This is a genomic window from Acinetobacter junii CIP 64.5, from assembly GCF_000368765.1.
In the GTDB taxonomy this organism is placed as follows: Bacteria; Pseudomonadota; Gammaproteobacteria; order Pseudomonadales; family Moraxellaceae; genus Acinetobacter; species Acinetobacter junii.
The window spans coordinates 1,742,141-1,764,126 of sequence record NZ_KB849655.1 but is presented as its reverse complement, the minus strand read 5'-3'; the positions used below and the strand labels follow the sequence as shown (position 1 = coordinate 1,764,126).

Sequence of the window (21,986 nt, the reverse complement as noted above, 5' to 3'; positions counted from 1 at the left end):
TGATCTCTCAAATGCTCTATGTTGAACTGCCATTCAAGAAATCGGGCATTTGAGAGAACATAGAGAGATGATATGAAAATGCATGTTCGGGGTGAGGCTAGTGTCTCGCTGATCCAATACTTTTTGGGTACATTATTGCTGTTATGTGGGTCTTTAACCTACGCCCAAGAAAATTCAGCAGCACAATTATTAAGCCCTGAAGAGGCATTTACATTTTCAGTTGAATCGACGCAAACCGATCAAGCACGATTACGTTGGGAAATTCAGCCAAACTATTATTTATATCAACATAAATTTGAAGTTCAGCAAGGCAATCAAGCTGTTGCGTTGGATTTGCCCAAAGCCGTTGAGCAATATGATGAAAACTATGGTCATAGCCAAGTTTATTATCAGCAAGTTGAATTCAATATTCCGACACTAGCATCGCAGCACTACCGTGTCACATGGCAGGGTTGTGCCAAAGATCGAATTTGTTACCCACCTCAAACGATTGACTTTCAAACCGATATTGATGGTTTGGTGAGTATGCAAAATACCACTGCAAACTCTCAAAAGCGTTTTTTAGATGTTGCTCGATCTGCTCAGGCAGCGAATACAAATAACGCGGTATTAAGTGAAACTCCACAAGACCAATCAACGGTAGACAGCAACAATACTGTTATGGCCCAAGATCAGAAATGGTCGAGCACATTAGAACAACATTCTTTAGCTTATAGTTTGGCTTTATTCTTAGGATTAGGGATTTTACTGGCATTCACGCCATGTTCATTGCCGATGTTGCCTATTTTGACATCATTGATCGTGCGTGAACATAAAGGTGTTAAAGCATGGATGATTGCATTGACCTTTGTGATCAGCATGGCGATGGTATATGCGGTACTGGGATTAATCGCATCAGCTGCAGGGTTGAACTTTCAACGGTGGCTTCAACAGCCAGCGACATTAATTGCCTTTAGTTTATTGTTTGTGGTTTTTGCACTCAATTTATTTGGTTTATTTGAAATTAAACTGCCACAAAAATGGGTCAATCATCTTGATCGAATGCAATCGGTTCAACAAGGTGGCACCTTGATTGGCGCAAGTGTGATGGGGATGATTTCAGCTTTGCTGGTTGGTCCATGTATGACTGCTCCACTTGCTGGAACGCTACTGTTTATTTCACAGACCCAAAATCAATGGCAAGGTGCATTACTCTTGTTTACGCTCGGATTTGGGATGGGTATACCTTTGCTTTTGGCGAGTGTACTTGGTGCAAAAGCACTTCCTAAAGCGGGAGAATGGATGCATCAAATCAAGGTGATTTTTGCTTTTTTGATGTTGGCGCTAAGCTTGTATTTTATTCGACCACTTCTACCTGAATTGGCGATGCAGATTCTCAGTCTATTATTAGGTCTTGGATTTATTGTTTTTGCAGCGTATCGACTCTTTGTGAAGACGAGCCAATTAAAATGGCTATACGCATTATTGTTGTTGGTTGTTGTTCCTTTTTTGGCATTTAATCAATATCAGCATGTACAGAATTTGACAACGCAACAAGCTGATCAACTTGCTACTTGGCATATTGCACGAACAGCAGATGAGTTTGAACAACTTCTTGCAACTGCGCCGAAAGATCAAATGATCGTGGTTGATGTGTATGCAGACTGGTGTGTAGCATGCCAACCGATTGAGCATCGGATTTTAAAAGACTCAGAGGTCCAACATGCTTTGGCTCCTTATTATTTGATCAAGCTTGACCTCAGTCAGTATGATCTATCGCATCAGAACTTACTCAATCAATGGGACATATTAGGTCCGCCAACTTATTTATTCTTAGATCAACAAAAGAAAGAAATACGTGCTTTACGTTTGACGGGTGCATTCCAGAAATCTGAACTAATACAACAACTCGCTGCATTAAAAGAGAAATCATTATGAGTTATCAACTGTTCATCGGAAATAAAAATTACTCCACATGGTCGATGCGTCCGTGGATTTTGTTAAAACAGGCGGGTATTGCATTTCAAGAACATTGGATTCAGTTTGATAGTTTTGAGCCAGATAGCCAGTTCAAAACTGAAATTCTAAAACTTAATCCAACAGGAAAAGTACCTGCTTTAGTTGATGAGGATATTATTGTTTGGGATAGTCTGGCGATTGCAGAATATATTGCTGAACAACATCCTGATAAAAATTTATTACCTCAAGATAAAAAGTTACGTGCCCGCGCACGTTGTATTAGTGCAGAAATGCATAGTGGTTTTCATAATTTACGTAATCTTTGTCCGATGAATGTTGAAGCAGATTTATCACATATAGGAAAACAGCTTTGGGTTGAGCATGAGCAACTGCGTAATGAAGTCGCACGTATTGATCAAATTTGGTCAGAGCGACCAAGCGAAGATCAGTTTTTGTGTGGTGAGTTTAGTATTGCCGATGCATTTTATGCACCAGTGGTGATGCGTTTTGAATGTTTTGACTTACCTATTTCAGCATCAGGCAAAAGCTATATAGACAAGATTTTGTCTTTACCATCGGTTCAACAGTGGATTGCGGAAGCAAAACAAGAGCAAATGTTTGTACCTTTTGATGAGCCATATCGTCAGACTCGAGATGAATATTTAAAGAAATAGACAAAAAGTAAAATAGGGAATTTCCCTCTTTTATTGATCAACCCACCAGCTCACTAAATATTTTGACTTGGTTGCGCCCATTTGCTTTGACTGCATACAATGCTTGGTCAGCTTGACTAATAATTAAGTGTGACTCACTGGCATTTTGTGAGCTGCTAATTCCAAAACTAGCACTAACCGAAAATTCTTGATGATCTTCAGAAATAAAACTTAATTGTGAAATCGCAATTCGACAACGTTCAGCAATACTTTTTGCTTGTGTTGTACTGTTGTTGGGAAGCAAAATAATAAATTCCTCGCCCCCAAAGCGACCAATCATGTCTTGATCACGTAGATTTTCAGTTAAGCATTTCGCGACATTTACTAATACTTCGTCCCCTAAACTATGTCCAAAGTGATCATTAATATTTTTGAAATGATCAAGGTCGAGCAAAATCACAGAATACAACTGATCGACTTGTTGATTGAGCTTCTCTAGCTGATTACTAATGCTTCTACGATTCATGACATTGGTTAAAGGATCGAGGCGGCTCAGAGCTTGAATGGCAGTTTCACGAGTACGCCATTGTTGCAGTAAAATTTCAAACAAATACAAACAAGCCAATAGAATTGGGAGCAGGAAGAAGAACATACTGCCAACCCAGAAAGGGTGCATTTCCGCTTGATTTAAGATCTCAGGATTAAATATTGGCGCATACTGAAGGATGCCATACATACTGAGGAAATTACAAAAGAGCATAGCAATAGTCGCGGGAATCAATGCGCAGTAGATCATACGACGATCAAACAAGATGAGACCGACACCGACTACACTAGCGTATGTCACCATGGTCGCAGGGCTAAAACTGCCGATCAGATAGCCTGTATGGCAAAGCAATACCGTAACAATCTGTACACTCAAAATAGGAATAATTTCCTGAACCCACACTCGATCTTTGTAAAAATAACAAGCAATAATCAAGCTGAGAAAAACGATCAGCATGATCAAGTTGGTGAGTAGTTTTGAGCGAACGAGTGGTAAATTCACCCATTGCCATGTACTAGGATTCAGCAAGACAAAACTGTCCCACAAAATTCCAAACAAGCTCATCAGTGCAGTGAGTATTAGCAACAAAATACTTTTTTTCAGCATGTCCCAATTGATAAGCGGTTCATGCTCCCAAAGTTGTGAGAAATTCCATTTTTCACGTTTTGCTAAACTCTTAAAGTGAACCTTCATGATTGACATGCATCCTTTATGCAATGAGATTCCTAAGAACGGTTATAAGTGTAAATTTGTCATCAAAAAAATTGAAAAACGATTATTGAAATTACAATAGCATCTTTAGATTGAGAAAAAAGTCTAGCTCTCGGTTTTTAATGTTAAATCGCAAGGGAAAATTTTTTGGAAAAAGGCTTGGTTATCTAAATAATCGATCAAATTTTAACTATTATGACAAAAACAAATTAAGAGTGACAATGGTCAGCCATTGCTGACCATTTTTTTCATTTGGAGAAAATGAGTTAATTTCGATCTAAGGAATGAGCAAACTCAGCAATATCCGCTAGTGCTTGTTTCGCTTCAGGGAACCATGCATTAAACATTTGGAAGTTATGCCACATACCTGTGTAAAGTTTGAAGTTCACTTTGACATTGGCTTTTTCCGCCTTTTCTCTAAAGCGTTTTGAATCATCCAATAGGATTTCCTTAGAGCCGACTTGAACCAACGTTGGCGGTAAACCTTTTAGATCATCAAATAAAGGAGATACGCGAGGATCATCCGCTTGAATCCCATCCTTCAAATAATGATTGATTCCTGCTTGTAAAGCTTCAATCGAAAGTAAAGCATCATGCTTCTGATTGAAACGTAATGATTCACTGGTGAGTGTCAGATCTAAATATGGTGACATTAAAATCATACCACTTGGCATCAGTTCAGGCTGTTGCTTCAAGCGTAAGCAAAGCGCCAATGCAAGGTTAGCCCCACACGAGTCGCCAGAGACAATAATATCTTTGGGTTTAATTCCTTGTACCAGTAGTGCTTGGTATACATCAAAAATTGCATCAATCGCCTCTGGGAATGGATGTTCAGGTGCGAGTGGATAATCTACATGGATCACCTGCATTTGAGTACGAGCTGAGATGTCAGTCATTAATGCACGATGTGTGTTTAGGCTACCTAAGAAAAAGGCACCCCCATGAATATGAAAGATCAGTTGGGTTGCAGAAGCTTGAGCTTTGATTTCTTCACCGCGAACACCAGCCAAACGTAGTGGTCGAATTTGTACTGTTGGATTCTGAGGAAACAAGCGACAAAGTTGATCTAAAACAGGTCGTAACGCATTCGGTGCTAAATTAAACTGACTCGGCGTGCGAATAGTCGCTTTTAGTAACGATTCAGTAAAATAATATTTCCAAACAGTACCAAATTTCATAATTTTTCCATATTGTTAGTTCAGTATATAACTAAGAGAGTTTTGACTCATGTGCCTTGCACTGTAATTACAGCAATGTTTTGTTGTTGCTCAGGCTATACCCAATAGTCATAATCAAGAATTGCAATATTGATAGAAATTCTCAATACTCTTAGTCTTGAAAAGACCCCCTTAAGGATATTACAAAAATGAAGAAAATTGCTTTAGCATTTGGATTGCTCGGTTTAACAACTTTTGCCAATGCGGCAGATGTGCTTAACGGTAGTGTTTGGCAAACGATTGATGATGAAACTAAACAACCGAAAGCGATTGTGAAGTTTACAGAGCAAAAAGACGGTACGCTCAATGCATCAATTCAAAAATTTTTAGTGGCTGGTCAGGAAAATGCCTGCACTAAATGTGAAGGTACTTTTAAAAATAAACCGCTGAAAGGCGTGACAATTGTTCATGGTCTTAAAAATGCAGGCGGTACAAATTATGATGGCGGTTCTATCATTGATCCTAAAAATGGTAAAACTTATAAATTGAAAGCTGAAATCATCGATGGTGGTAAAAAGCTTAAATTACGTGGCTACATCGGCGTTGCAGCATTAGGTCGTAACCAAACTTGGATTCGTACCAACTAAACCGAATTCGATATAAAAAAACCGAGTGTAAATCCACTCGGTTTTTTATTGTTTGCTTATTTTAAGCCGATAAATTTGCATAAGCCGCCTCATCAAAACCGATCACATAACCTTGAGGAGTTTGTAAAACTGGGCGTTTAATCAAGCTCGGTTGTGCGATCAATGTTTCAATCAGATTTGATTCGTTACTAGTCGCATGATTTTGTTCCGCTTCGCTGAGTTTGCGCCATGTGGTGCCTTTTTTATTTAATACTTTGTCTGCGCCAATCTCTTTCAGCCAGACTGTTAAAGTTTCAGCATCAATACCTTGTTTTTTATAATCATGAAATTCGTAAGCAATTCCTTTGGCAGTTAAAGCATCGAAAGCTTTTTTCATTGAATTGCAATTTTTAATACCGTAAATTTTAAACATACTGAAAAACCATATAGATTGATGAAAAGATTTATTCGAAAGCCTAACGTAAAAACTGACTCAGTTGCCAATCGATATTGTTTATAAAGTTGATTGAGAGATTTCTAAAAGATGGGTGATTGATTAAATTGTTCTTATATATTGAGCATAAAAGCTAAAGACAGCGTCAAGAAAAAAATCGAATATCTAAAAAAGAGAAAACCCGCATCTAATCATCCTGATCATGCGGGTCTCATTTCAACGTCCAATGTCTCATCCTTGCAAATAAACTTAAACTAAGTTTATTTTATCTTCCTACGGCGTCCTATCCCTTCTGGTCATCCTGACCGCTTCCCTGTGCCGTGGTGCTATAATGCCGTTACAGGTGATAAATAAAAATACACAAAAAACGACACGATATGTAAGCTAAAGAAGCGGTCAAAGTGAACACTTGTTCACTTATTCGTTTATTTTGTAGTCGATGATCACAGGGGCATGGTCGCTAAACCATTGTTCTTTATAGACCCATGCATTGGTTGTACGTGCTTTCCAGTCTGGAGAGCAAGCTTGATAGTCGATGCGCCAACCGACATTTTTCGCACGGGCTTGACCGCGATTTGACCACCATGAATATAATTCTGCTTCTTGGCGGACTTCACGGAAAGTATCCACATAGCCCAAATCATCATAAATGTGATCAAGCCATGCTCGTTCATGTGGTAAGCAGCCTGATGATTTTTGATTGCCTGACCAGTTTTTAATATCAATACGTTTATGCACGATATTATAGTCACCACAGACGATGATCGATTTATTTTCATCTCGCCATTGTTTTAAAATCTTGGCGTATTCTAGTAAAAATAAATCTTTACGTGCTTGTGCATCTTCACCACTTGAACCTGATGGTAAGTATAGAGAAGCAATATGAACAGGATGTGACAGTCCTAAATCAAACTCCGCCGTGATAAAACGCCCTTGCGAGTCAGCAAGTTCAAAGCCAAGTCCATTTTTCACCGTAATAAATGGCAAACGACTATAAATTGCTGTACCTGCATAGCCTGCACGTTCAGCTGGAAATAAGTGCGTATACCAACCCTCAGGTTTGAATTTATCAGTCCATTGTTCATGGGTGATGCGGCTTTCTTGCATACATACGACATCCGCATCGGACTGTTCTAACCATTCGAGTAGACCTTTGGTTACTGATGAACGTAGCCCATTTACGTTAATTGAGACGACTCGAAGAATTTTTACATCACTTGGATAGCTATCCTTTGGTATCATGCGTATGTTTAACCTCAATTGATGAATTTGGAGCACCTTATGACAACGCCTGTGTCATTTAATCCGCAAGCTTTTATTGAACTCGCATTATCACGTGGTGTGCTTAAATTTGGTGAGTTTACCTTAAAATCAGGTCGTGTCAGTCCTTATTTCTTTAACGCAGGTTTGTTAAATGATGGTGAAGCACTCTCTCTTTTAGCACAAGGCTATGCAGATAAATTGGTTCAGTGTGACAATGTCGGTTTGATTTTTGGTCCTGCGTACAAAGGTATTCCTTTTGTAGCAGCAACTGCGGTGGCCTTGTCTCAAATACATGGCAAGAGCGTTCCTTGGGGTTTTAACCGTAAAGAAGCTAAAGATCATGGTGAAGGTGGTGTGTTGGTTGGTGCATCGGTTGCAGGTCAAAAAGTCTGGATCATTGATGATGTGATCACTGCGGGGACTGCGATTCGTGAAGTTGTGACTATCTTAAAAAATGCTGGTGCAACGATTGCGGGGGTATTGGTTGCATTAGATCGTCAAGAACGTGGTCAAGGTGAACTTTCTGCGATTCAGGAAGTACAAAAAGAACTCGAAATCCCAGTGCATGCTTTAATCACAATGAAAGATTTGATGGATTATTTGGATGCCAAAGGCGAGAAAGAAGCATTGGCAAATATGCAGGCTTATCGTGAAAAATATGGCATCTAAGTTTTAGATAGAGAAAGGAAGCTGATGCTTCCTTTTTATTGAGTTTAATTCATCAATTATTGGAAATAATGATTGAAAAATAAGCGTGGAACGTGAAAAATCATATAAAAGCCGTTTCAGTATGCTGAACCCTAGAACGACCTAATTTAAGATATTGATATTTATGTTAAAATCTCAAGTTGTTATTCCCAAGTAGAAATGTCCTACCTAATAACCAAATAGAAATGTCCTATATGGACATTTCCAAGTCAAGCACAGGATTTAGATTTCGTTGTTCAATCGCTGTTTTCTGTGCTTGTCTACGTGGCATCTTTTGAGAACGATTGCGTTTGTTTTGGTGTTCCAGTTGTTCATGCTGTTGTTGAATATGTGCCAGCACAGAACCCAAACGTTTATTCTCAACGATCTCTCGCTGGTTGAGCTGACTTAATTTATCAAAGATGCTGTAATTGATTTTTCTTCCCTGATATTCAATGGCTACAGTACCATCCGGATATTCCAGGAACTCAAGATACTTGCCGCCCAATCTTTGATTTTCTTCGCTGTTTTCCAAGATATATACGCATTTATCATAAGTAATCGTCAAGCTGTTCGTGACCCTGCGGGGTTCACGCCAGGTAAAAACATCATCTAATTCTTCGGCTGTTTCAGCGATAGGCCGATGTAGATCCTTGGAATTAAAAGCCATCTTGGCGAATTTACGATTAAATTGCTCAATAAAGCACGGCAGCCACTTATTGGCATCTGCAATTGAACTGATGCCTTCTAGACGCATCTCCTTAATCAGACGATCCTGAAGTGTTCTATTCGCTCGTTCTACACGACCTTTGGCTTGAGGGGAGTTAGCGAAAATGATATCGATATTGAGAGTGCTCAGAACACGTCCAAACTGGGTAATCTTGGTGTCTTTCTTGCTACTTTGATTCACCCTAAAAACTGAATGTTTGTCACTGTAAAATGCCAATGGCTTACCATGCTGTTCGATATATAAACGTGTCGAAATCATATAGTCAAAGGCTGACTCTGACGCACAGAAGCGTAAATGCTGCAATTTTCCTGTGGCATCATCGATGAATACTAGCAGACAGCATTTAGGTGCTCGACCTTCAAACCAATCATGGTGTGAGCCATCAATTTGGATCAATTCACCATAACAATCTCGGTTATAACGAGGCTGATATGGTCGTTTCAGGCGCTTGCAGCGAGGGATCCATAAATCGGCTGCAATCATCCAGGAACGCAGGGTTTCTACTGAAAGATCGAATCCATGCACGGTGGTGAGCTTTTCATGCGCTAAAGTGGGTCCGAAACCATAAAGTTGATCTGAAACAATATTGAGACACTTAAGTCTGAGTTCTTCAGGAAGTTTAGAATTGCTGATTTGGCCACGACCGGCATGGGCTAATGCAGCGGGACCTTGAGCTTTGTATTTCTGCAGTAAGCGTCTGATGTGACGTTCTGAGATATGAAGTAGCTGAGCAGCCTGGGATTGAGTTATACGTTGATCACAGATTTCTTGCAAGACCGACAATCGTTTAAGTTCTTTATCCGACATAGACACCAACATATCAAACCGTCCGCTAAGGAAATTGCAAAAGCGCATATTCTAAAAGCGGACATTTTTACTTTGGAGAAACCGGACATTTCTATTTTGGGCTTACACAAGTATTTCGCATAAGGTGTATTATGTTAATTTTAGAAAAATTAATAAATAATCTCTAAAAAGAAAGATTAATTTTGTCTTTCATTCTCAAATAGATTTGATATAGTAAAATTTATAATGAATAATCCATTTTATGGATAAAATGTCCATAGAAATTAGGTTTTATATATGATTATTGACTTCACAGTAGAAAATTTTCTATCTTTTAGAGAACAACAAACATTAAGTTTTATTGCTGACAATAAGAATTTAGCCCATAGTAACCACTTATTAGATACACCTATTAAGGATCTTAAACTTTTAAAAGTGGCGGTCATCTATGGCCCTAATGCGTCAGGAAAATCTAATTTTTTATCAGCTCTACATCGTTTAAAAAAATTAGTTGTAAATTCTGTTAGTCATTCACCAAATGATGAAACTAAAATTTTGCCATTCAAGTTAGATAAAGAAAGTCGTATTACTCCTTCTACTTTTGAGCTTAATTTTTTATGTAATGGCATCAGATATAATTACTTGATTGAACTAGATTCACAGAGAGTCTATTTTGAGCATCTTTCTTATTATCCAAAGAAATACAAAAAGAATATTTTTACACGACAATTAGACGATACAAAAGAATATTTTTATAGCTTTGGTGATGATTTAAAACCTAAAAGAATTTATGAAGATATCGCAATCAGAACTTCCGAAAATGTTTTATTTTTATCAAAAGCAGTTCAAGATAATAGTAAGTTTTTAAAACCAATTTATGATTGGTTTGATCAAGTACTTGTAGAGCAAACTTCATTAGAAGACGCTGCAAAAAAAATCTATAGTGATGATACTTTCAAAAACCAGTTTCTAAATTTTATTAGTAAACAGGATATAGACATTGTTAATGTTAATGTTGATCCCTCATCATTAGCTGAAAAAATTCTTAAAAGTGATAAAAATATTCCTCCAGAAATGAAGGAGAAAATTATGAGTAATTTCAAAGATGAGATGGTTTATGATATCCAAACTGTCCATAAGGACATTGATGGTGATTTAGTACCTTTCGAATTTGGATTAGAGTCTAATGGCACTCATAAATTATTTGCTTTATCTCCACTTGTTGTAAAAAATTCAGAAGAACCCACTAAGACATTTTACGTAGATGAACTTAGTTCTGCATTACACCCTCTTCTTGTAAGAAATTTTTTAAAAACTTTTCATGAGAATGATAACCAAATGATTTGTGTCACTCACGACACTCACTTAATTGATCCTGATTTCTTAAGAAAAGATCAAATCTACTTTGTAGAAAAAGATAACGATCAAGCTTCATCTCTTTATTCTTTATTAGAATTTAACCCAAGAAATGATCGCGAAAACTGGGAGTTACGTTATTTATCAGGAAGGTATGGTGCAACACCATTTTTAAAATAATTGTACATAGAGATTTTTAATGGGTACTGATGATATAGCGAAGAAGAGAATTGCAGCCAGTCGCAAAGCAAAAGAAGATCGTAAACTTGCAAAACGTTCAGCCGGTAATCGTAGTCTTATTCCTAAAGTCCTAATACTTACAGAGGGCGATTCAGAAGAAATATATTTTCAGAAACTAATTGAAAATATGTCGTTACCTACTGTTTTTTCTGAAAAAAGCTCATGTACGGATAGTGTAGGTATTGTTAGTGAGGCTGTGAAATTAGCAAAAGCGGAAGAAAGAAAAGGGAATGCTTATACATATATATTCTGCATATTTGATTTGGATACGGTAAAAAATAAAAAGTTCCTTGATGTGATAAGTAACTACAAATCAAAGGAAACTAGAATTTTTCCAATATATTCTTTTCCTTGTATCGAAGTCTTTTTTTCTCTTCATTTTGAAATATGCACGAAGCCTTTTCATGTTACAGGTAATAAATCTATTGGAGATACTGTAAAAGACTACTTTAGGCAAAAATTTGACAATGAATATTCTGAGACGAATAAAGAAAGCATTGAAAAACTAACTTATGAATATAAGAGAGCTATATATCACTCTACAAAGCTAATAGAGCAACAGGTTTCTGTTGACTCTATTAATCCTATAAGTACAGTCCATAAACTACTCATATTATTAGAATCAATATTTTGCAAAAATAGTTCTTATATATTTGAGAGAGATATAGAAGACTTCATTGAATCAAAAATCTAAATCAGAAGGCACCTACCTAGGTGCTTTCTCATTTAACATAAAATCTCTAATGCGAATCACTTCTGTAAGCCCAAAATAGAAATGTCCGGTTTCTCCAAAGTAAAAATGTCCGCTTTTAGAATATGCGCTTTTGCAATTTCCTTAGCGGACGGTTTGATATGTTGGTGTCTATGTCGGATAAAGAACTTAAACGATTGTCGGTCTTGCAAGAAATCTGTGATCAACGTATAACTCAATCCCAGGCTGCTCAGCTACTTCATATCTCAGAACGTCACATCAGACGCTTACTGCAGAAATACAAAGCTCAAGGTCCCGCTGCATTAGCCCATGCCGGTCGTGGCCAAATCAGCAATTCTAAACTTCCTGAAGAACTCAGACTTAAGTGTCTCAATATTGTTTCAGATCAACTTTATGGTTTCGGACCCACTTTAGCGCATGAAAAGCTCACCACCGTGCATGGATTCGATCTTTCAGTAGAAACCCTGCGTTCCTGGATGATTGCAGCCGATTTATGGATCCCTCGCTGCAAGCGCCTGAAACGACCATATCAGCCTCGTTATAACCGAGATTGTTATGGTGAATTGATCCAAATTGATGGCTCACACCATGATTGGTTTGAAGGTCGAGCACCTAAATGCTGTCTGCTAGTATTCATCGATGATGCCACAGGAAAATTGCAGCATTTACGCTTCTGTGCGTCAGAGTCAGCCTTTGACTATATGATTTCGACACGTTTATATATCGAACAGCATGGTAAGCCATTGGCATTTTACAGTGACAAACATTCAGTTTTTAGGGTGAATCAAAGTAGCAAGAAAGACACCAAGATTACCCAGTTTGGACGTGTTCTGAGCACTCTCAATATCGATATCATTTTCGCTAACTCCCCTCAAGCCAAAGGTCGTGTAGAACGAGCGAATAGAACACTTCAGGATCGTCTGATTAAGGAGATGCGTCTAGAAGGCATCAGTTCAATTGCAGATGCCAATAAGTGGCTGCCGTGCTTTATTGAGCAATTTAATCGTAAATTCGCCAAGATGGCTTTTAATTCCAAGGATCTACATCGGCCTATCGCTGAAACAGCCGAAGAATTAGATGATGTTTTTACCTGGCGTGAACCCCGCAGGGTCACGAACAGCTTGACGATTACTTATGATAAATGCGTATATATCTTGGAAAACAGCGAAGAAAATCAAAGATTGGGCGGCAAGTATCTTGAGTTCCTGGAATATCCGGATGGTACTGTAGCCATTGAATATCAGGGAAGAAAAATCAATTACAGCATCTTTGATAAATTAAGTCAGCTCAACCAGCGAGAGATCGTTGAGAATAAACGTTTGGGTTCTGTGCTGGCACATATTCAACAACAGCATGAACAACTGGAACACCAAAACAAACGCAATCGTTCTCAAAAGATGCCACGTAGACAAGCACAGAAAACAGCGATTGAACAACGAAATCTAAATCCTGTGCTTGACTTGGAAATGTCCATATAGGACATTTCTATTTGGTTATTAGGTAGGACATTTCTACTTGGGAATAACAACTTCTCCTCACACTTCTTACATTCCAACATCACCCCTAACTTTTCCTTACGCCCTTGCTCCGTCAACACCCAAGGGCGATTTTGCCACGGTGGATCATGGCGCACATGCTGCGTATGACCACAAGCTAGATCAGCAACCCAATGATTTTCTTCATCGATATGAAAACCAACAATAGCTTGCTGCATTTATTCACTCAAACTTTCGAGTTTAGAATCCTCTAAACCCTTTAAAAAACGATGGCATAGATTATGAATTGCCACCAAATCATTGGGATCGAGACCCAATGAGCAGGCGAGTTTAAAAGGAATTAAGGTAATTTGATCTTTTGCAGCAAGTGCTTTTTCTAGCAAGATTACCTTTTTCATACGCTCATCTTCTTTTACCGCAACGCGCTTTAAAAATTGCTTTTCTTCAAGTTTTTTAATAATTGGCGTCAGCGTGCCTGAATCAAAAAAGGTCTTTTGTCCAATTTCAGACAACGTCACATTGTCCTTTTCATACAAAGCCAACAGTACGATAAATTGCGGATAGGTTAGGTCGTATTCCTGAAGTAAGGGACGATATTGACGAATCATTGCATTGGTCGCGGAATACATTGCAAAACACACTTGATTATCCAAGTAAGAAAATTCAGTCATGCTTTACTCCCCAAGGTCACCTTTGCTAGCTCACAGTATAGATTGGTTAATAAGAAAAGTATATTGCGCATAATTAACTTGTATGCAAGATAATTGTGTGCAATATTAATTCGCATAGCTGAACAAATAGACAAAGCTATTAAGCAAATAAGATGGATTGAATCAGAGCGAGATGTTGTATGACCACAATTTATGATTTTCAGGCTGAACTTTTAGAAGGTGAGCAAAAGAACCTTGCAGACTATCAAGGCAAAGTTTTATTGGTAGTGAACACTGCAAGTCAATGTGGCTTAACCCCACAATTTGAAGGGCTTGAGAAGCTATATCAAGACTATCAACAACAAGGTTTGGTGATTTTAGGTTTTCCATGTAATCAGTTTGCAAACCAAGACCCATCAAGCAATGAAGAAATTGGCAGCTTCTGTCAGCGCAACTATGGTGTGTCATTTCCTATGTTTGCCAAAGTCGATGTGAATGGTTCAAATGCACATCCGATTTATAAATACCTCACCTCAGAAGCCAAAGGTATTTTAGGTAGTGAAAGCATCAAATGGAATTTCACCAAGTTTTTGATTAATCAAAATGGCGAAGTGATTAAACGTTATTCTCCAACGACCAAACCTGAAAAAATTGGCAAAGATATTCAGAAACTTTTGGCTTAATTTGATGCTGAAAGCGAATGCTGCACGAATTACTGGCAATGAAATCATTTGCCAGTAATTTTATAATTTTTATCACTCAGAAAATCGTCTATTTAAATAAATAGAATCTAGTGATCTGAATAAATTAGAATTTTTTAGATTTAAGAATTACATAACTTGTTTAAACATCATCACTAAACTTCGCTATACTTTTTGCCAAGATTAAAAATACGAGCGTCAAATTATGCGTGTACTTGTAGTGATGGACCCAATCGAAACGGTAAATCTTAAGAAAGATTCCACGATGGCAATGTTATGGGCGGCAAGTCGTCGCGGGCATGAATTGGGTTATGCATTACAACACGATTTATATATTGATCAAGGTAAAGCATTTGGTCTGATTGCACCGCTTAAAGTTTTTGAAAATTATGATCATTATTATGACTTGGGTGACAAGCGCAAAGAGTCATTGGCTGACTACGATGTGGTGTTGATGCGCAAAGACCCGCCATTTGACATGAATTTTGTCTATACCACTTATATTTTGGAACAAGCAGAACGTGAAGGCGCGTGGATTATTAACAAACCCCAATCCTTACGCGACTGCAATGAAAAATTGTTTGCAACTCAATTCCCAGAACTTCAAGTGCCCACTTTAGTGACTTCACAACAAAGCCTGATTCGTGAATTTATTAAAGAACATGGCGATGTGATCGTAAAACCACTCGATGGAATGGGTGGAATGGGGATTTTCCGTTTATATCAAGATGGCGTAAATATCGGTTCAACTCTAGAAATGCTCACCGAAATGGGCACACGTCCAATCATGGCGCAACGTTATATTCCTGAAATCGTCGAAGGAGATAAGCGTATTTTGATGGTGAACGGTGAACCTGTACCTTATTGTTTGGCACGTATTCCACAAAATGGCGAAGTGCGTGGTAACTTGGCTGCGGGTGGTCTAGGTCAGGCGCGTCCACTCACTGAAAATGATAAAATGATCGCAGCAAAAGTGGGTCCTTTCCTGCGTGAAAAAGGCTTAGTTTTTGTCGGTCTTGATGTGATTGGTAATTATGTGACAGAGATTAATGTCACGAGCCCAACCTGTATCCGTGAGATTGATGCACAATTTGGGACGTCGATTGCAGACGATCTATTCAATGTCTTAGAAGCAGGCCGTTCAAATTAATTGAGCTGTTAGATTTTGACCCAAATGCCCATTTGTTTTTTGCGAAAATTAACATACGAATGGGCATTTAGATGTCGACAGAACCATGTTTTTAGCAAACAATTGAAAAAAGCTACGCTTTCTGTTGTAAACAGGTGAAATTCGCTTTTCGTGAATGAAGCTTTAGGATTAAAATAACTCCCGAAAACAATAGACGATAACCTTCTTTTTTGAGTTGAAGAATTAGACCGTGACCAATTCGCCACAGAACAAACCCAAACATGTCATGATGATGGCCGCTGGTACAGGTGGACATGTCTTTCCAGCACTTGCAGTTGCGAAACAACTTCAACAAGAAGGTTGCCAAGTCTCATGGTTAGCGACACCATCGGGTATGGAAAATCGCTTACTTAAAGATCAAAATATTCCAATCTATCAAATTGATATTCAAGGTGTACGCGGTAATGGTTTAGTCCGTAAACTCAGCGCACCTTTTAAAATCTTAAAAGCGACCTTAAGCGCTATGCGCTACATGAAACAGTTGAAAGTTGATGTAGTTGCAGGCTTTGGTGGTTATGTCGCAGGACCAGGTGGTTTAGCTGCACGTTTACTTGGTATTCCTGTATTAATTCATGAGCAAAATGCGATTGCAGGATTTACCAACACCCAATTGGCTCGTATTGCCAAAACCGTGTGTCAGGCATTTCCAAATACTTTCCCAAACAGTGATAAAGTCGTCACCACAGGCAATCCTGTACGTGCGGAAATTAGTTCGATTTTGAATCCTTCTTGGCGTTATCAAACCCGAGAGCAGGAGCATCAACCGATTAGCATCTTGATTGTGGGAGGGTCATTGGGGGCACAAGCGTTGAATGAGCGCTTACCCGCAGCATTGAAAAAAATAAATGCGCCTCTCAATGTATTCCATCAATGTGGTCAGAACCAACAGGATGTCACGCTTGAGCGTTATCAAGATGCGCCAGCGACATTAAAAGTTGATGTTCAGCCATTCATTCATGATATGGCAAAGGCGTATAGTGAAGCAGATTTGATTATCTGTCGTGCGGGTGCGTTAACCGTCACCGAGGTTGCGACAGCAGGGGTTGCTGCAGTTTTTGTTCCACTACCGATCGCTGTAGATGATCACCAAACTGCAAATGCGAAGTTTTTAGCAAATGTTGGTGCGGCTAAGATTTGTCAACAAGCAGAAATGACACCTGATGTGTTAGATAAACTGCTAAGTAGCTTGATCAATCGTCAGTTACTTTCTGAAATGGCAGTTAAAGCACGTCAACAAGCACAACCAAATGCTACACAGCATGTGGTTGATCTGATTAAAAAATTGTAATTCGAGTCCATCTATGTCACCTACAAATCCAAACCAAGCCAAAAAGCTAATCAAAGTGCCTGAAATGCGCCGTATTAAAAACATCCACTTTGTTGGTATTGGTGGTGCGGGGATGTGCGGTATCGCTGAGGTATTAGCCAACCAAGGTTATAAAATTTCGGGTTCAGACATTAAAGCCTCAAAAACCACAGCGCAACTCGAAGCGAATGGCGTTAAAGTCTTTATTGGACATAGCGCTGACAATATTAAAAATGCCAACGTCCTTGTTGTTTCAACAGCGATTGATCCTGAAAATCCAGAGATTAAAGCCGCGATTGAACAACGTACACCGATTGTACGTCGTGCTGAAATGCTTGGTGAGTTGATGCGTTATCGTCATGGTATTGCAGTTGCAGGTACACATGGTAAAACTACAACGACTAGTTTATTAACAACGATGTTGGCGGAAGAAAATCTTGACCCGACATACGTGATTGGTGGATTGCTGAATAGTACAGGGGTAAATGCGGCATTGGGTGAAAGCCGTTTTATCGTGGCAGAAGCGGATGAGTCAGATGCTTCATTCTTATATTTGCAGCCAATGGCCGCGATTGTGACCAACATCGATGCCGATCATATGGACACTTATGAAGGTAGTTTCGATAAATTAAAAGATACCTTTATTCAATTCCTACATAACTTGCCGTTCTATGGCTTGGCTGTGGTATGTGGTGATGATGCCAATATTCGCGAAATTTTACCGCGTGTTGGGCGTCCAGTACTGACCTATGGTTTTAATGAAGATAATGATGTACGTGCCGTTGACGTTGAACAAGATGGTATGCGCTCACATTTCACTGTATTGCGTAAAGATCGTGAGCCATTACGTGTCACGATTAACCAACCAGGTTTACACAATGTCCTAAATGCGCTTGCGGCGATTGGTGTTGCGACAGATGAAGGTGTTTCTGATGGTGCGATTTGTCGTGCTTTAGAAGGCTTTAGCGGTGTTGGTCGTCGTTTCCAAGTTCAAGGTGAATTTGAGGTTGGTGAAGGCACTGTTAAACTCGTTGATGATTATGGCCACCATCCAAAAGAAGTTGAAGCAACGATTAAGGCAGCGCGTGCCAGTCATCCAGATCGCCGTTTAGTCATGATGTTCCAACCACATCGTTTTAGTCGTACTCGTGATTGCTTTGATGACTTCGTGGATGTTCTTTCGCAAGTTGATCAACTTTTATTGTTAGAAGTTTATCCAGCGGGTGAAAAGCCGATTGTGGGTGCAGACAGCCGTGCTCTTGCGCGTAGTATTCGTTTGCGTGGTCAGGTTGAGCCGATTTTAGTTGATCCTGTTGAAGGAAATTTACCAAACGTTTTGCAAAAAGTGTTACAACCGAATGACCTGTTATTAACACAAGGTGCGGGTAACGTCGGTGCAATTTCGGTAGAATTGGCTCAGCATCGCTTGTATGCCCAGTAGTTTTAGAAAATTCCTCCCAACCTTCTTTTAACAAAGGGCGGAGTTCCCCTCTTTCATAAAGATGGGGCGGGAAGATTTAGAGAATTTAGAAAAGTTTTAAGGATATAAACGTGTCAAATGCTGCAAAATTCGGCAAAGTTGCTGTGTTATTTGGTGGGAAGTCGGCTGAGCGTGCTGTGTCATTAGACAGTGGTCAAGCTGTATTAGAGGCTTTATTGCGTTCAGGTGTACAAGCAGAAGCATTTGATCCACAAGAAAAAAGCGTAACTGAGCTTGTTGCCTATGATCGTGCATTTATTGTATTGCACGGTCGTGGTGGTGAAGACGGACAAATTCAAGGTGTGCTTGAGTGGTTAAATATTCCATATACAGGAACGGGCGTTCAAGGCTCTGCGATTGGTATGGATAAAGTCAAAACCAAACAAATTTGGCAGGGTAGTGATTTGCCAACAGCTCCATACCGCATTATTACAAAAGATTCTGATTTGAACTCAGTTATAGCTGATCTAGGCTTGCCCGTGATCATCAAGCCTGTACATGAAGGTTCGAGTGTCGGGATGAGTAAAGTTGAAAAAGCAGAAGATTTTGCTGCGGCAATCGAGAAAGCGACTCAACATGATGCAGTGGTCATGGCTGAAAAATGGATTACGGGTCGTGAATTCACGATTTCTTTCCTGAATGGTCAACCGTTGCCAGTTATTCGTTTGCAACCCCCAGCTGATGTCGCATTTTATGACTATGAAGCGAAGTACCAACGCGATGATGTGCAATATGGTATTCCATGTGGTTTGAGTGAAACTGAAGAAAAGTCTTTGCAAGCGCTATGCTTACGTGCATTTCAAGCAGTAGGTGCAGAAGGTTGGGGACGTATTGATGCGATGCAAGATGAGCAAGGTAATTTCTGGTTGTTAGAGGTAAATACTGTACCTGGTATGACCAGCCACTCGCTTGTACCTAAAGCTGCACAAGCGGTCGGTTATAGTTTTGATGAGCTTTGCCTAGCAATTTTAGAGCAAACTTTAGCAAAGTCGGCTTAATTATTCATGGCTCAACTTCCTGCATCAATGCGTCGTAAAACACGACCTGCCATCAGCTCTATTCATGAGAAACCGCCTTCGCCTAAACAAAAAATGGTGAACGCGGGTGGTTGGCTGCTTCTTGTTGTTGCATTTGCCGTGCTTGCAGTTGGTCTTTATGGCTTATATAAAGTCATGACAGATGCAACTGTGGCACAATTGCAGGTGGTGGGTACTCAATCAGAAGTTGAGAACCAACAGTTGGTTCAACATCTCAATCCTATAATTAAAGATAATTATTTCACTTCAGATTTAGAATTAATTCGTGATCAGGCGTTACAAGTCTCATGGGTTGATCGGGTGGTAGTTTCACGAGCTTGGCCAAATGCAATTCGTGTGCGGGTGATGCCGCGACATGCGATTGCACGTTGGGGAACAGGGCGCTTGCTCAGTGATAATGGCGATGTATTTAGCGAAGCTGTGCCAAAGGTACATCCAAACTTGCCGCTTTTGCATGGTCCAGTCAGCCAATCCAAAATGATGATGCGTCGCTATAATGAAATTAATCAGTTGTTTTATCCTGCAAATTTGCGGTTAAAAGAGCTTTATTTAACAGAGCGTATGACATGGTTCATGCAGTTTGACTCAGGTTTACGTATTATTGTTGACCAAGATCAAACCATGAATAAGTTACAACGCTTGAGCCAATTGGCACAAACGGATTTAAAACCTGTATGGTCAAAAATCTCGGCGATTGATTTACGTTACCGAAATGGTTTAGCCATTCAGTGGAAAAATGCAATGCCGCCAAAGATTGTCAATGGTCAATTAGTTGTAACGATTGATGACACAAACCTTGCGGGTGCAATTCAGGCAAAGCCATAATACGTGGCTTGAAAATAACAGGCAATTTTGCCCGTATAAACAACAAAAGATATGGTATTGAAGTAATGAGTGAAGCTGTTCCCTCAGTTGTTGCGATTGATATTGGGACTCATAAAGTCTCAGTTTTGATTGGTAAGATCCATGCACCGGATAAAATCCAAGTGATCGGCATGGCAACTGCTCGCAACCGAGGTATGGTTAAAGGCAAGATTGTCAGCTTAGACAAAGTGATTGCTGCCATTAAAAATGCAGTATCCGAAGCAGAAGATATGGCGGAATGTCGTATTCATAGCGCATGGGTGTCGATACCAAGTACTGAATTACAAAGTTTTTATGCTTCAGGTCGCACTCCTGTCGCAAATCATGATCATATTATTACGACAAATGAAGTAGTTAGAGCGTTAGAGTTGGCTAAAGCGAGCCATGTGACCCCTGATTATTATTTGGCAAGTGCTGTGCCTTTAGGCTTTGAGTTAGGTGACTCTGCTGAATGGGTACAAAATCCTGTGAATATGTCAGCACATAGCATGACAGGACACTATCAGCTGATGATGATGCCGATCAGCACTATGCAAAACCTTGATCGCGCGATGAAAGGTGCGAACATTGGTGTTGAGAAAATGGTGGTATCTTGCCTTGCAACAGCTGAATCGAGCTTGCTGAAAGATGAAAAAGAATATGGTGTTTGTTTAGTTGATATTGGTGCAGGTATTACCAATATTGCGGTTTATTTGGATGGACGTTTGGCATTAGCACGTACTTTACCGCGTGGTGGTGAAAATGTGACACGTGATATTGCAGCAGTTTTACAGACTACAACTGAAGAAGCCGAACGCATCAAAATTTTACATGGTTGTGTCGATATCAGTGTGGTCAAACCAGACCATATGATTCAAGTTCAAGGTATTGATGGTACGCAAACCATTAGTCGTATTGAGCTTGCAGAAATTGTAATTGCACGTTATGAAGAAATCTTTACATCTATCCGTGAAGAGTTAGAGCATAGTGGTGCAATACATGGTTTATATCATGGTGTTGTACTCACAGGTGATGCTTGTCAAATTGAAGGAATGGTGAATTTGGCACGTCGTATGCTTGGTGTATCTGCACACTTGGGTAATCCGCCTTTGCAAGTTTATGCTGAAGATCAGCACTTACCTGCATTGCGTCGTTCAATGTATGCGACAGCGGCAGGGTTGTTGATGTTTAGCCAAAGTGACTTACAAGATGCTGTTGAAGAACCTGAAGAAGCGAATGATCGGAGTTTTATGGATCGTGTCGCAAATGGTTGGAATGCACTCAATAGCAAGCTTAAGGCGATTTTCTAACTTGTAGGTATTTTGGGGAAAAATTGTTAGGAAGTTGTAATAGTAAGTCACTGGACTTGACAAGCTGAGTAATATTGAACAGCATCCTAGGCATCAGTAGTTTTAAAAATCAAG

General features: G+C 39.4%; 20 protein-coding genes and 1 pseudogene. 14 read left to right on the top strand and 7 right to left on the bottom strand.

Annotation, left to right across the window (positions count from 1 at the left end):
• Window positions 1-72 precede the first annotated feature (72 nt).
• Together dsbD and F948_RS13965 are read left to right on the top strand one after the other, a co-directional pair.
• Window positions 73-1,917 (top strand): protein-disulfide reductase DsbD, encoded by a 1,845-nt coding sequence (gene dsbD, locus F948_RS13970; protein ID WP_004964978.1) that lies wholly within the window; start codon window positions 73-75, stop codon window positions 1,915-1,917.
• Window positions 1,914-2,612 (top strand): glutathione S-transferase family protein, encoded by a 699-nt coding sequence (locus F948_RS13965; RefSeq protein ID WP_004964976.1) that lies wholly within the window; start codon window positions 1,914-1,916, stop codon window positions 2,610-2,612. Before dsbD ends, F948_RS13965 begins: the two co-directional genes overlap by 4 nt.
• A gap of 37 nt (window positions 2,613-2,649) precedes the next feature.
• On the opposite strand, the gene F948_RS13960 is transcribed toward F948_RS13965, so the two are convergent.
• Both F948_RS13960 and F948_RS13955 read right to left on the bottom strand, forming a co-directional pair.
• Entirely contained in the window at window positions 2,650-3,831 is a 1,182-nt protein-coding gene (locus tag F948_RS13960; protein WP_004964973.1) for a GGDEF domain-containing protein, read from the bottom strand.
• Window positions 3,832-4,115: 284 nt separating this feature from the next.
• Window positions 4,116-5,027, bottom strand: a complete 912-nt coding sequence (locus F948_RS13955) for an alpha/beta hydrolase (RefSeq protein ID WP_004909966.1) — start codon at window positions 5,025-5,027, stop codon at window positions 4,116-4,118.
• Between the two features lie 188 nt (window positions 5,028-5,215).
• Here F948_RS13955 and F948_RS13950 point away from each other — a divergent pair, with 188 nt between their 5' ends.
• The gene (locus tag F948_RS13950; protein WP_004964971.1) at window positions 5,216-5,653 is read left to right on the top strand and encodes a DUF2147 domain-containing protein; all 438 of its coding nucleotides are present in this window, start codon (window positions 5,216-5,218) and stop codon (window positions 5,651-5,653) included.
• Window positions 5,654-5,714: 61 nt separating this feature from the next.
• Here the strand turns inward: F948_RS13950 and F948_RS13945 are convergent, their stop codons facing one another.
• Together F948_RS13945 and F948_RS13940 are read right to left on the bottom strand one after the other, a co-directional pair.
• Window positions 5,715-6,065 carry an arsenate reductase gene (locus F948_RS13945; RefSeq protein WP_005403416.1) on the bottom strand — a complete coding sequence of 117 codons (351 nt, stop codon included), beginning with the start codon at window positions 6,063-6,065 and terminating at the stop codon, window positions 5,715-5,717.
• A gap of 438 nt (window positions 6,066-6,503) precedes the next feature.
• On the bottom strand, window positions 6,504-7,328 hold the full coding sequence (locus F948_RS13940) for an exodeoxyribonuclease III (RefSeq protein ID WP_004964967.1): 825 nt from the start codon (window positions 7,326-7,328) through the stop codon (window positions 6,504-6,506).
• 39 nt (window positions 7,329-7,367) lie between these two features.
• Between F948_RS13940 and pyrE the strand changes: the two genes are divergently transcribed.
• Window positions 7,368-8,018, top strand: a complete 651-nt coding sequence (gene pyrE / locus F948_RS13935; protein WP_004964964.1) for an orotate phosphoribosyltransferase — start codon at window positions 7,368-7,370, stop codon at window positions 8,016-8,018.
• Window positions 8,019-8,247: 229 nt separating this feature from the next.
• Here pyrE and F948_RS13930 read toward each other — a convergent pair whose 3' ends face one another.
• Complete coding sequence (locus tag F948_RS13930) at window positions 8,248-9,573, bottom strand: ISNCY family transposase (RefSeq protein WP_008942541.1); 1,326 nt, start codon at window positions 9,571-9,573, stop codon at window positions 8,248-8,250.
• Window positions 9,574-9,849: 276 nt separating this feature from the next.
• On the opposite strand from F948_RS13930, the gene F948_RS13925 reads away from it, so the two are divergent.
• The 3 genes from F948_RS13925 to F948_RS13915 all read left to right on the top strand — a co-directional run bounded on the left by F948_RS13925 (window position 9,850) and on the right by F948_RS13915 (window position 13,338).
• Complete coding sequence (locus F948_RS13925) at window positions 9,850-11,088, top strand: AAA family ATPase (RefSeq protein ID WP_004964960.1); 1,239 nt, start codon at window positions 9,850-9,852, stop codon at window positions 11,086-11,088.
• Between the two features lie 19 nt (window positions 11,089-11,107).
• Entirely contained in the window at window positions 11,108-11,842 is a 735-nt protein-coding gene (locus F948_RS13920; protein ID WP_004964955.1) for an RloB family protein, read from the top strand.
• A 170-nt stretch (window positions 11,843-12,012) separates the two neighbouring features.
• Window positions 12,013-13,338: an ISNCY family transposase gene (locus tag F948_RS13915; protein WP_008942541.1), complete on the top strand. Its 1,326-nt coding sequence runs from the start codon at window positions 12,013-12,015 to the stop codon at window positions 13,336-13,338.
• A gap of 50 nt (window positions 13,339-13,388) precedes the next feature.
• Here F948_RS13915 and F948_RS16755 read toward each other — a convergent pair.
• Both F948_RS16755 and F948_RS13910 read right to left on the bottom strand, forming a co-directional pair.
• A pseudogene (locus F948_RS16755) lies at window positions 13,389-13,574 on the bottom strand (DUF3565 domain-containing protein); the annotation flags it as partial.
• Complete coding sequence (locus tag F948_RS13910; RefSeq protein WP_004964947.1) at window positions 13,575-14,027, bottom strand: MarR family winged helix-turn-helix transcriptional regulator; 453 nt, start codon at window positions 14,025-14,027, stop codon at window positions 13,575-13,577. It lies immediately after the preceding pseudogene.
• Window positions 14,028-14,206: 179 nt separating this feature from the next.
• Here F948_RS13910 and F948_RS13905 point away from each other — a divergent pair, with 179 nt between their 5' ends.
• The 7 genes from F948_RS13905 (at window position 14,207) to ftsA (ending at window position 21,872) form a co-directional block, all read left to right on the top strand.
• Entirely contained in the window at window positions 14,207-14,689 is a 483-nt protein-coding gene (locus tag F948_RS13905; protein WP_004951282.1) for a glutathione peroxidase, read from the top strand.
• Window positions 14,690-14,912: 223 nt separating this feature from the next.
• Window positions 14,913-15,857 carry a glutathione synthase gene (gshB, locus tag F948_RS13900; protein WP_004909938.1) on the top strand — a complete coding sequence of 315 codons (945 nt, stop codon included), beginning with the start codon at window positions 14,913-14,915 and terminating at the stop codon, window positions 15,855-15,857.
• Between the two features lie 229 nt (window positions 15,858-16,086).
• The gene (murG, locus tag F948_RS13895) at window positions 16,087-17,184 is read left to right on the top strand and encodes an undecaprenyldiphospho-muramoylpentapeptide beta-N-acetylglucosaminyltransferase (RefSeq protein WP_017397599.1); all 1,098 of its coding nucleotides are present in this window, start codon (window positions 16,087-16,089) and stop codon (window positions 17,182-17,184) included.
• A 13-nt stretch (window positions 17,185-17,197) separates the two neighbouring features.
• A complete protein-coding gene (murC, locus tag F948_RS13890) occupies window positions 17,198-18,643 on the top strand; it encodes a UDP-N-acetylmuramate--L-alanine ligase (RefSeq protein WP_004909932.1) in 1,446 nt (481 codons plus the stop codon).
• A gap of 110 nt (window positions 18,644-18,753) precedes the next feature.
• A complete protein-coding gene (locus tag F948_RS13885) occupies window positions 18,754-19,680 on the top strand; it encodes a D-alanine--D-alanine ligase (protein WP_004964941.1) in 927 nt (308 codons plus the stop codon).
• A gap of 6 nt (window positions 19,681-19,686) precedes the next feature.
• Window positions 19,687-20,544 carry a cell division protein FtsQ/DivIB gene (locus F948_RS13880; RefSeq protein ID WP_004951291.1) on the top strand — a complete coding sequence of 286 codons (858 nt, stop codon included), beginning with the start codon at window positions 19,687-19,689 and terminating at the stop codon, window positions 20,542-20,544.
• Between the two features lie 65 nt (window positions 20,545-20,609).
• Window positions 20,610-21,872 carry a cell division protein FtsA gene (gene ftsA / locus F948_RS13875; RefSeq protein WP_004909921.1) on the top strand — a complete coding sequence of 421 codons (1,263 nt, stop codon included), beginning with the start codon at window positions 20,610-20,612 and terminating at the stop codon, window positions 21,870-21,872.
• Window positions 21,873-21,986 lie beyond the last annotated feature (114 nt).

Excerpts from the sequence above, each read along its gene's own strand:
- ftsA (WP_004909921.1), top strand. The coding sequence starts at position 20,610 with ATGAGTGAAGCTGTTCCCTCAGTTGTTGCGATTGATATTGGGACTCAT.
- F948_RS13915 (WP_008942541.1), top strand. The coding sequence starts at position 12,013 with ATGTCGGATAAAGAACTTAAACGATTGTCGGTCTTGCAAGAAATCTGT.
- F948_RS13940 (WP_004964967.1), bottom strand. The coding sequence starts at position 7,328 with ATGATACCAAAGGATAGCTATCCAAGTGATGTAAAAATTCTTCGAGTC.
- F948_RS13905 (WP_004951282.1), top strand. The coding sequence starts at position 14,207 with ATGACCACAATTTATGATTTTCAGGCTGAACTTTTAGAAGGTGAGCAA.
- F948_RS13955 (WP_004909966.1), bottom strand. The coding sequence starts at position 5,027 with ATGAAATTTGGTACTGTTTGGAAATATTATTTTACTGAATCGTTACTA.
- F948_RS13925 (WP_004964960.1), top strand. The coding sequence starts at position 9,850 with ATGATTATTGACTTCACAGTAGAAAATTTTCTATCTTTTAGAGAACAA.
- F948_RS13930 (WP_008942541.1), bottom strand. The coding sequence starts at position 9,573 with ATGTCGGATAAAGAACTTAAACGATTGTCGGTCTTGCAAGAAATCTGT.
- gshB (WP_004909938.1), top strand. The coding sequence starts at position 14,913 with ATGCGTGTACTTGTAGTGATGGACCCAATCGAAACGGTAAATCTTAAG.
- F948_RS13950 (WP_004964971.1), top strand. The coding sequence starts at position 5,216 with ATGAAGAAAATTGCTTTAGCATTTGGATTGCTCGGTTTAACAACTTTT.
- murC (WP_004909932.1), top strand. The coding sequence starts at position 17,198 with ATGTCACCTACAAATCCAAACCAAGCCAAAAAGCTAATCAAAGTGCCT.
- F948_RS13945 (WP_005403416.1), bottom strand. The coding sequence starts at position 6,065 with ATGTTTAAAATTTACGGTATTAAAAATTGCAATTCAATGAAAAAAGCT.
- F948_RS13880 (WP_004951291.1), top strand. The coding sequence starts at position 19,687 with ATGGCTCAACTTCCTGCATCAATGCGTCGTAAAACACGACCTGCCATC.
- F948_RS13920 (WP_004964955.1), top strand. The coding sequence starts at position 11,108 with ATGGGTACTGATGATATAGCGAAGAAGAGAATTGCAGCCAGTCGCAAA.
- F948_RS13960 (WP_004964973.1), bottom strand. The coding sequence starts at position 3,831 with ATGAAGGTTCACTTTAAGAGTTTAGCAAAACGTGAAAAATGGAATTTC.
- F948_RS13910 (WP_004964947.1), bottom strand. The coding sequence starts at position 14,027 with ATGACTGAATTTTCTTACTTGGATAATCAAGTGTGTTTTGCAATGTAT.
- dsbD (WP_004964978.1), top strand. The coding sequence starts at position 73 with ATGAAAATGCATGTTCGGGGTGAGGCTAGTGTCTCGCTGATCCAATAC.
- F948_RS13965 (WP_004964976.1), top strand. The coding sequence starts at position 1,914 with ATGAGTTATCAACTGTTCATCGGAAATAAAAATTACTCCACATGGTCG.
- pyrE (WP_004964964.1), top strand. The coding sequence starts at position 7,368 with ATGACAACGCCTGTGTCATTTAATCCGCAAGCTTTTATTGAACTCGCA.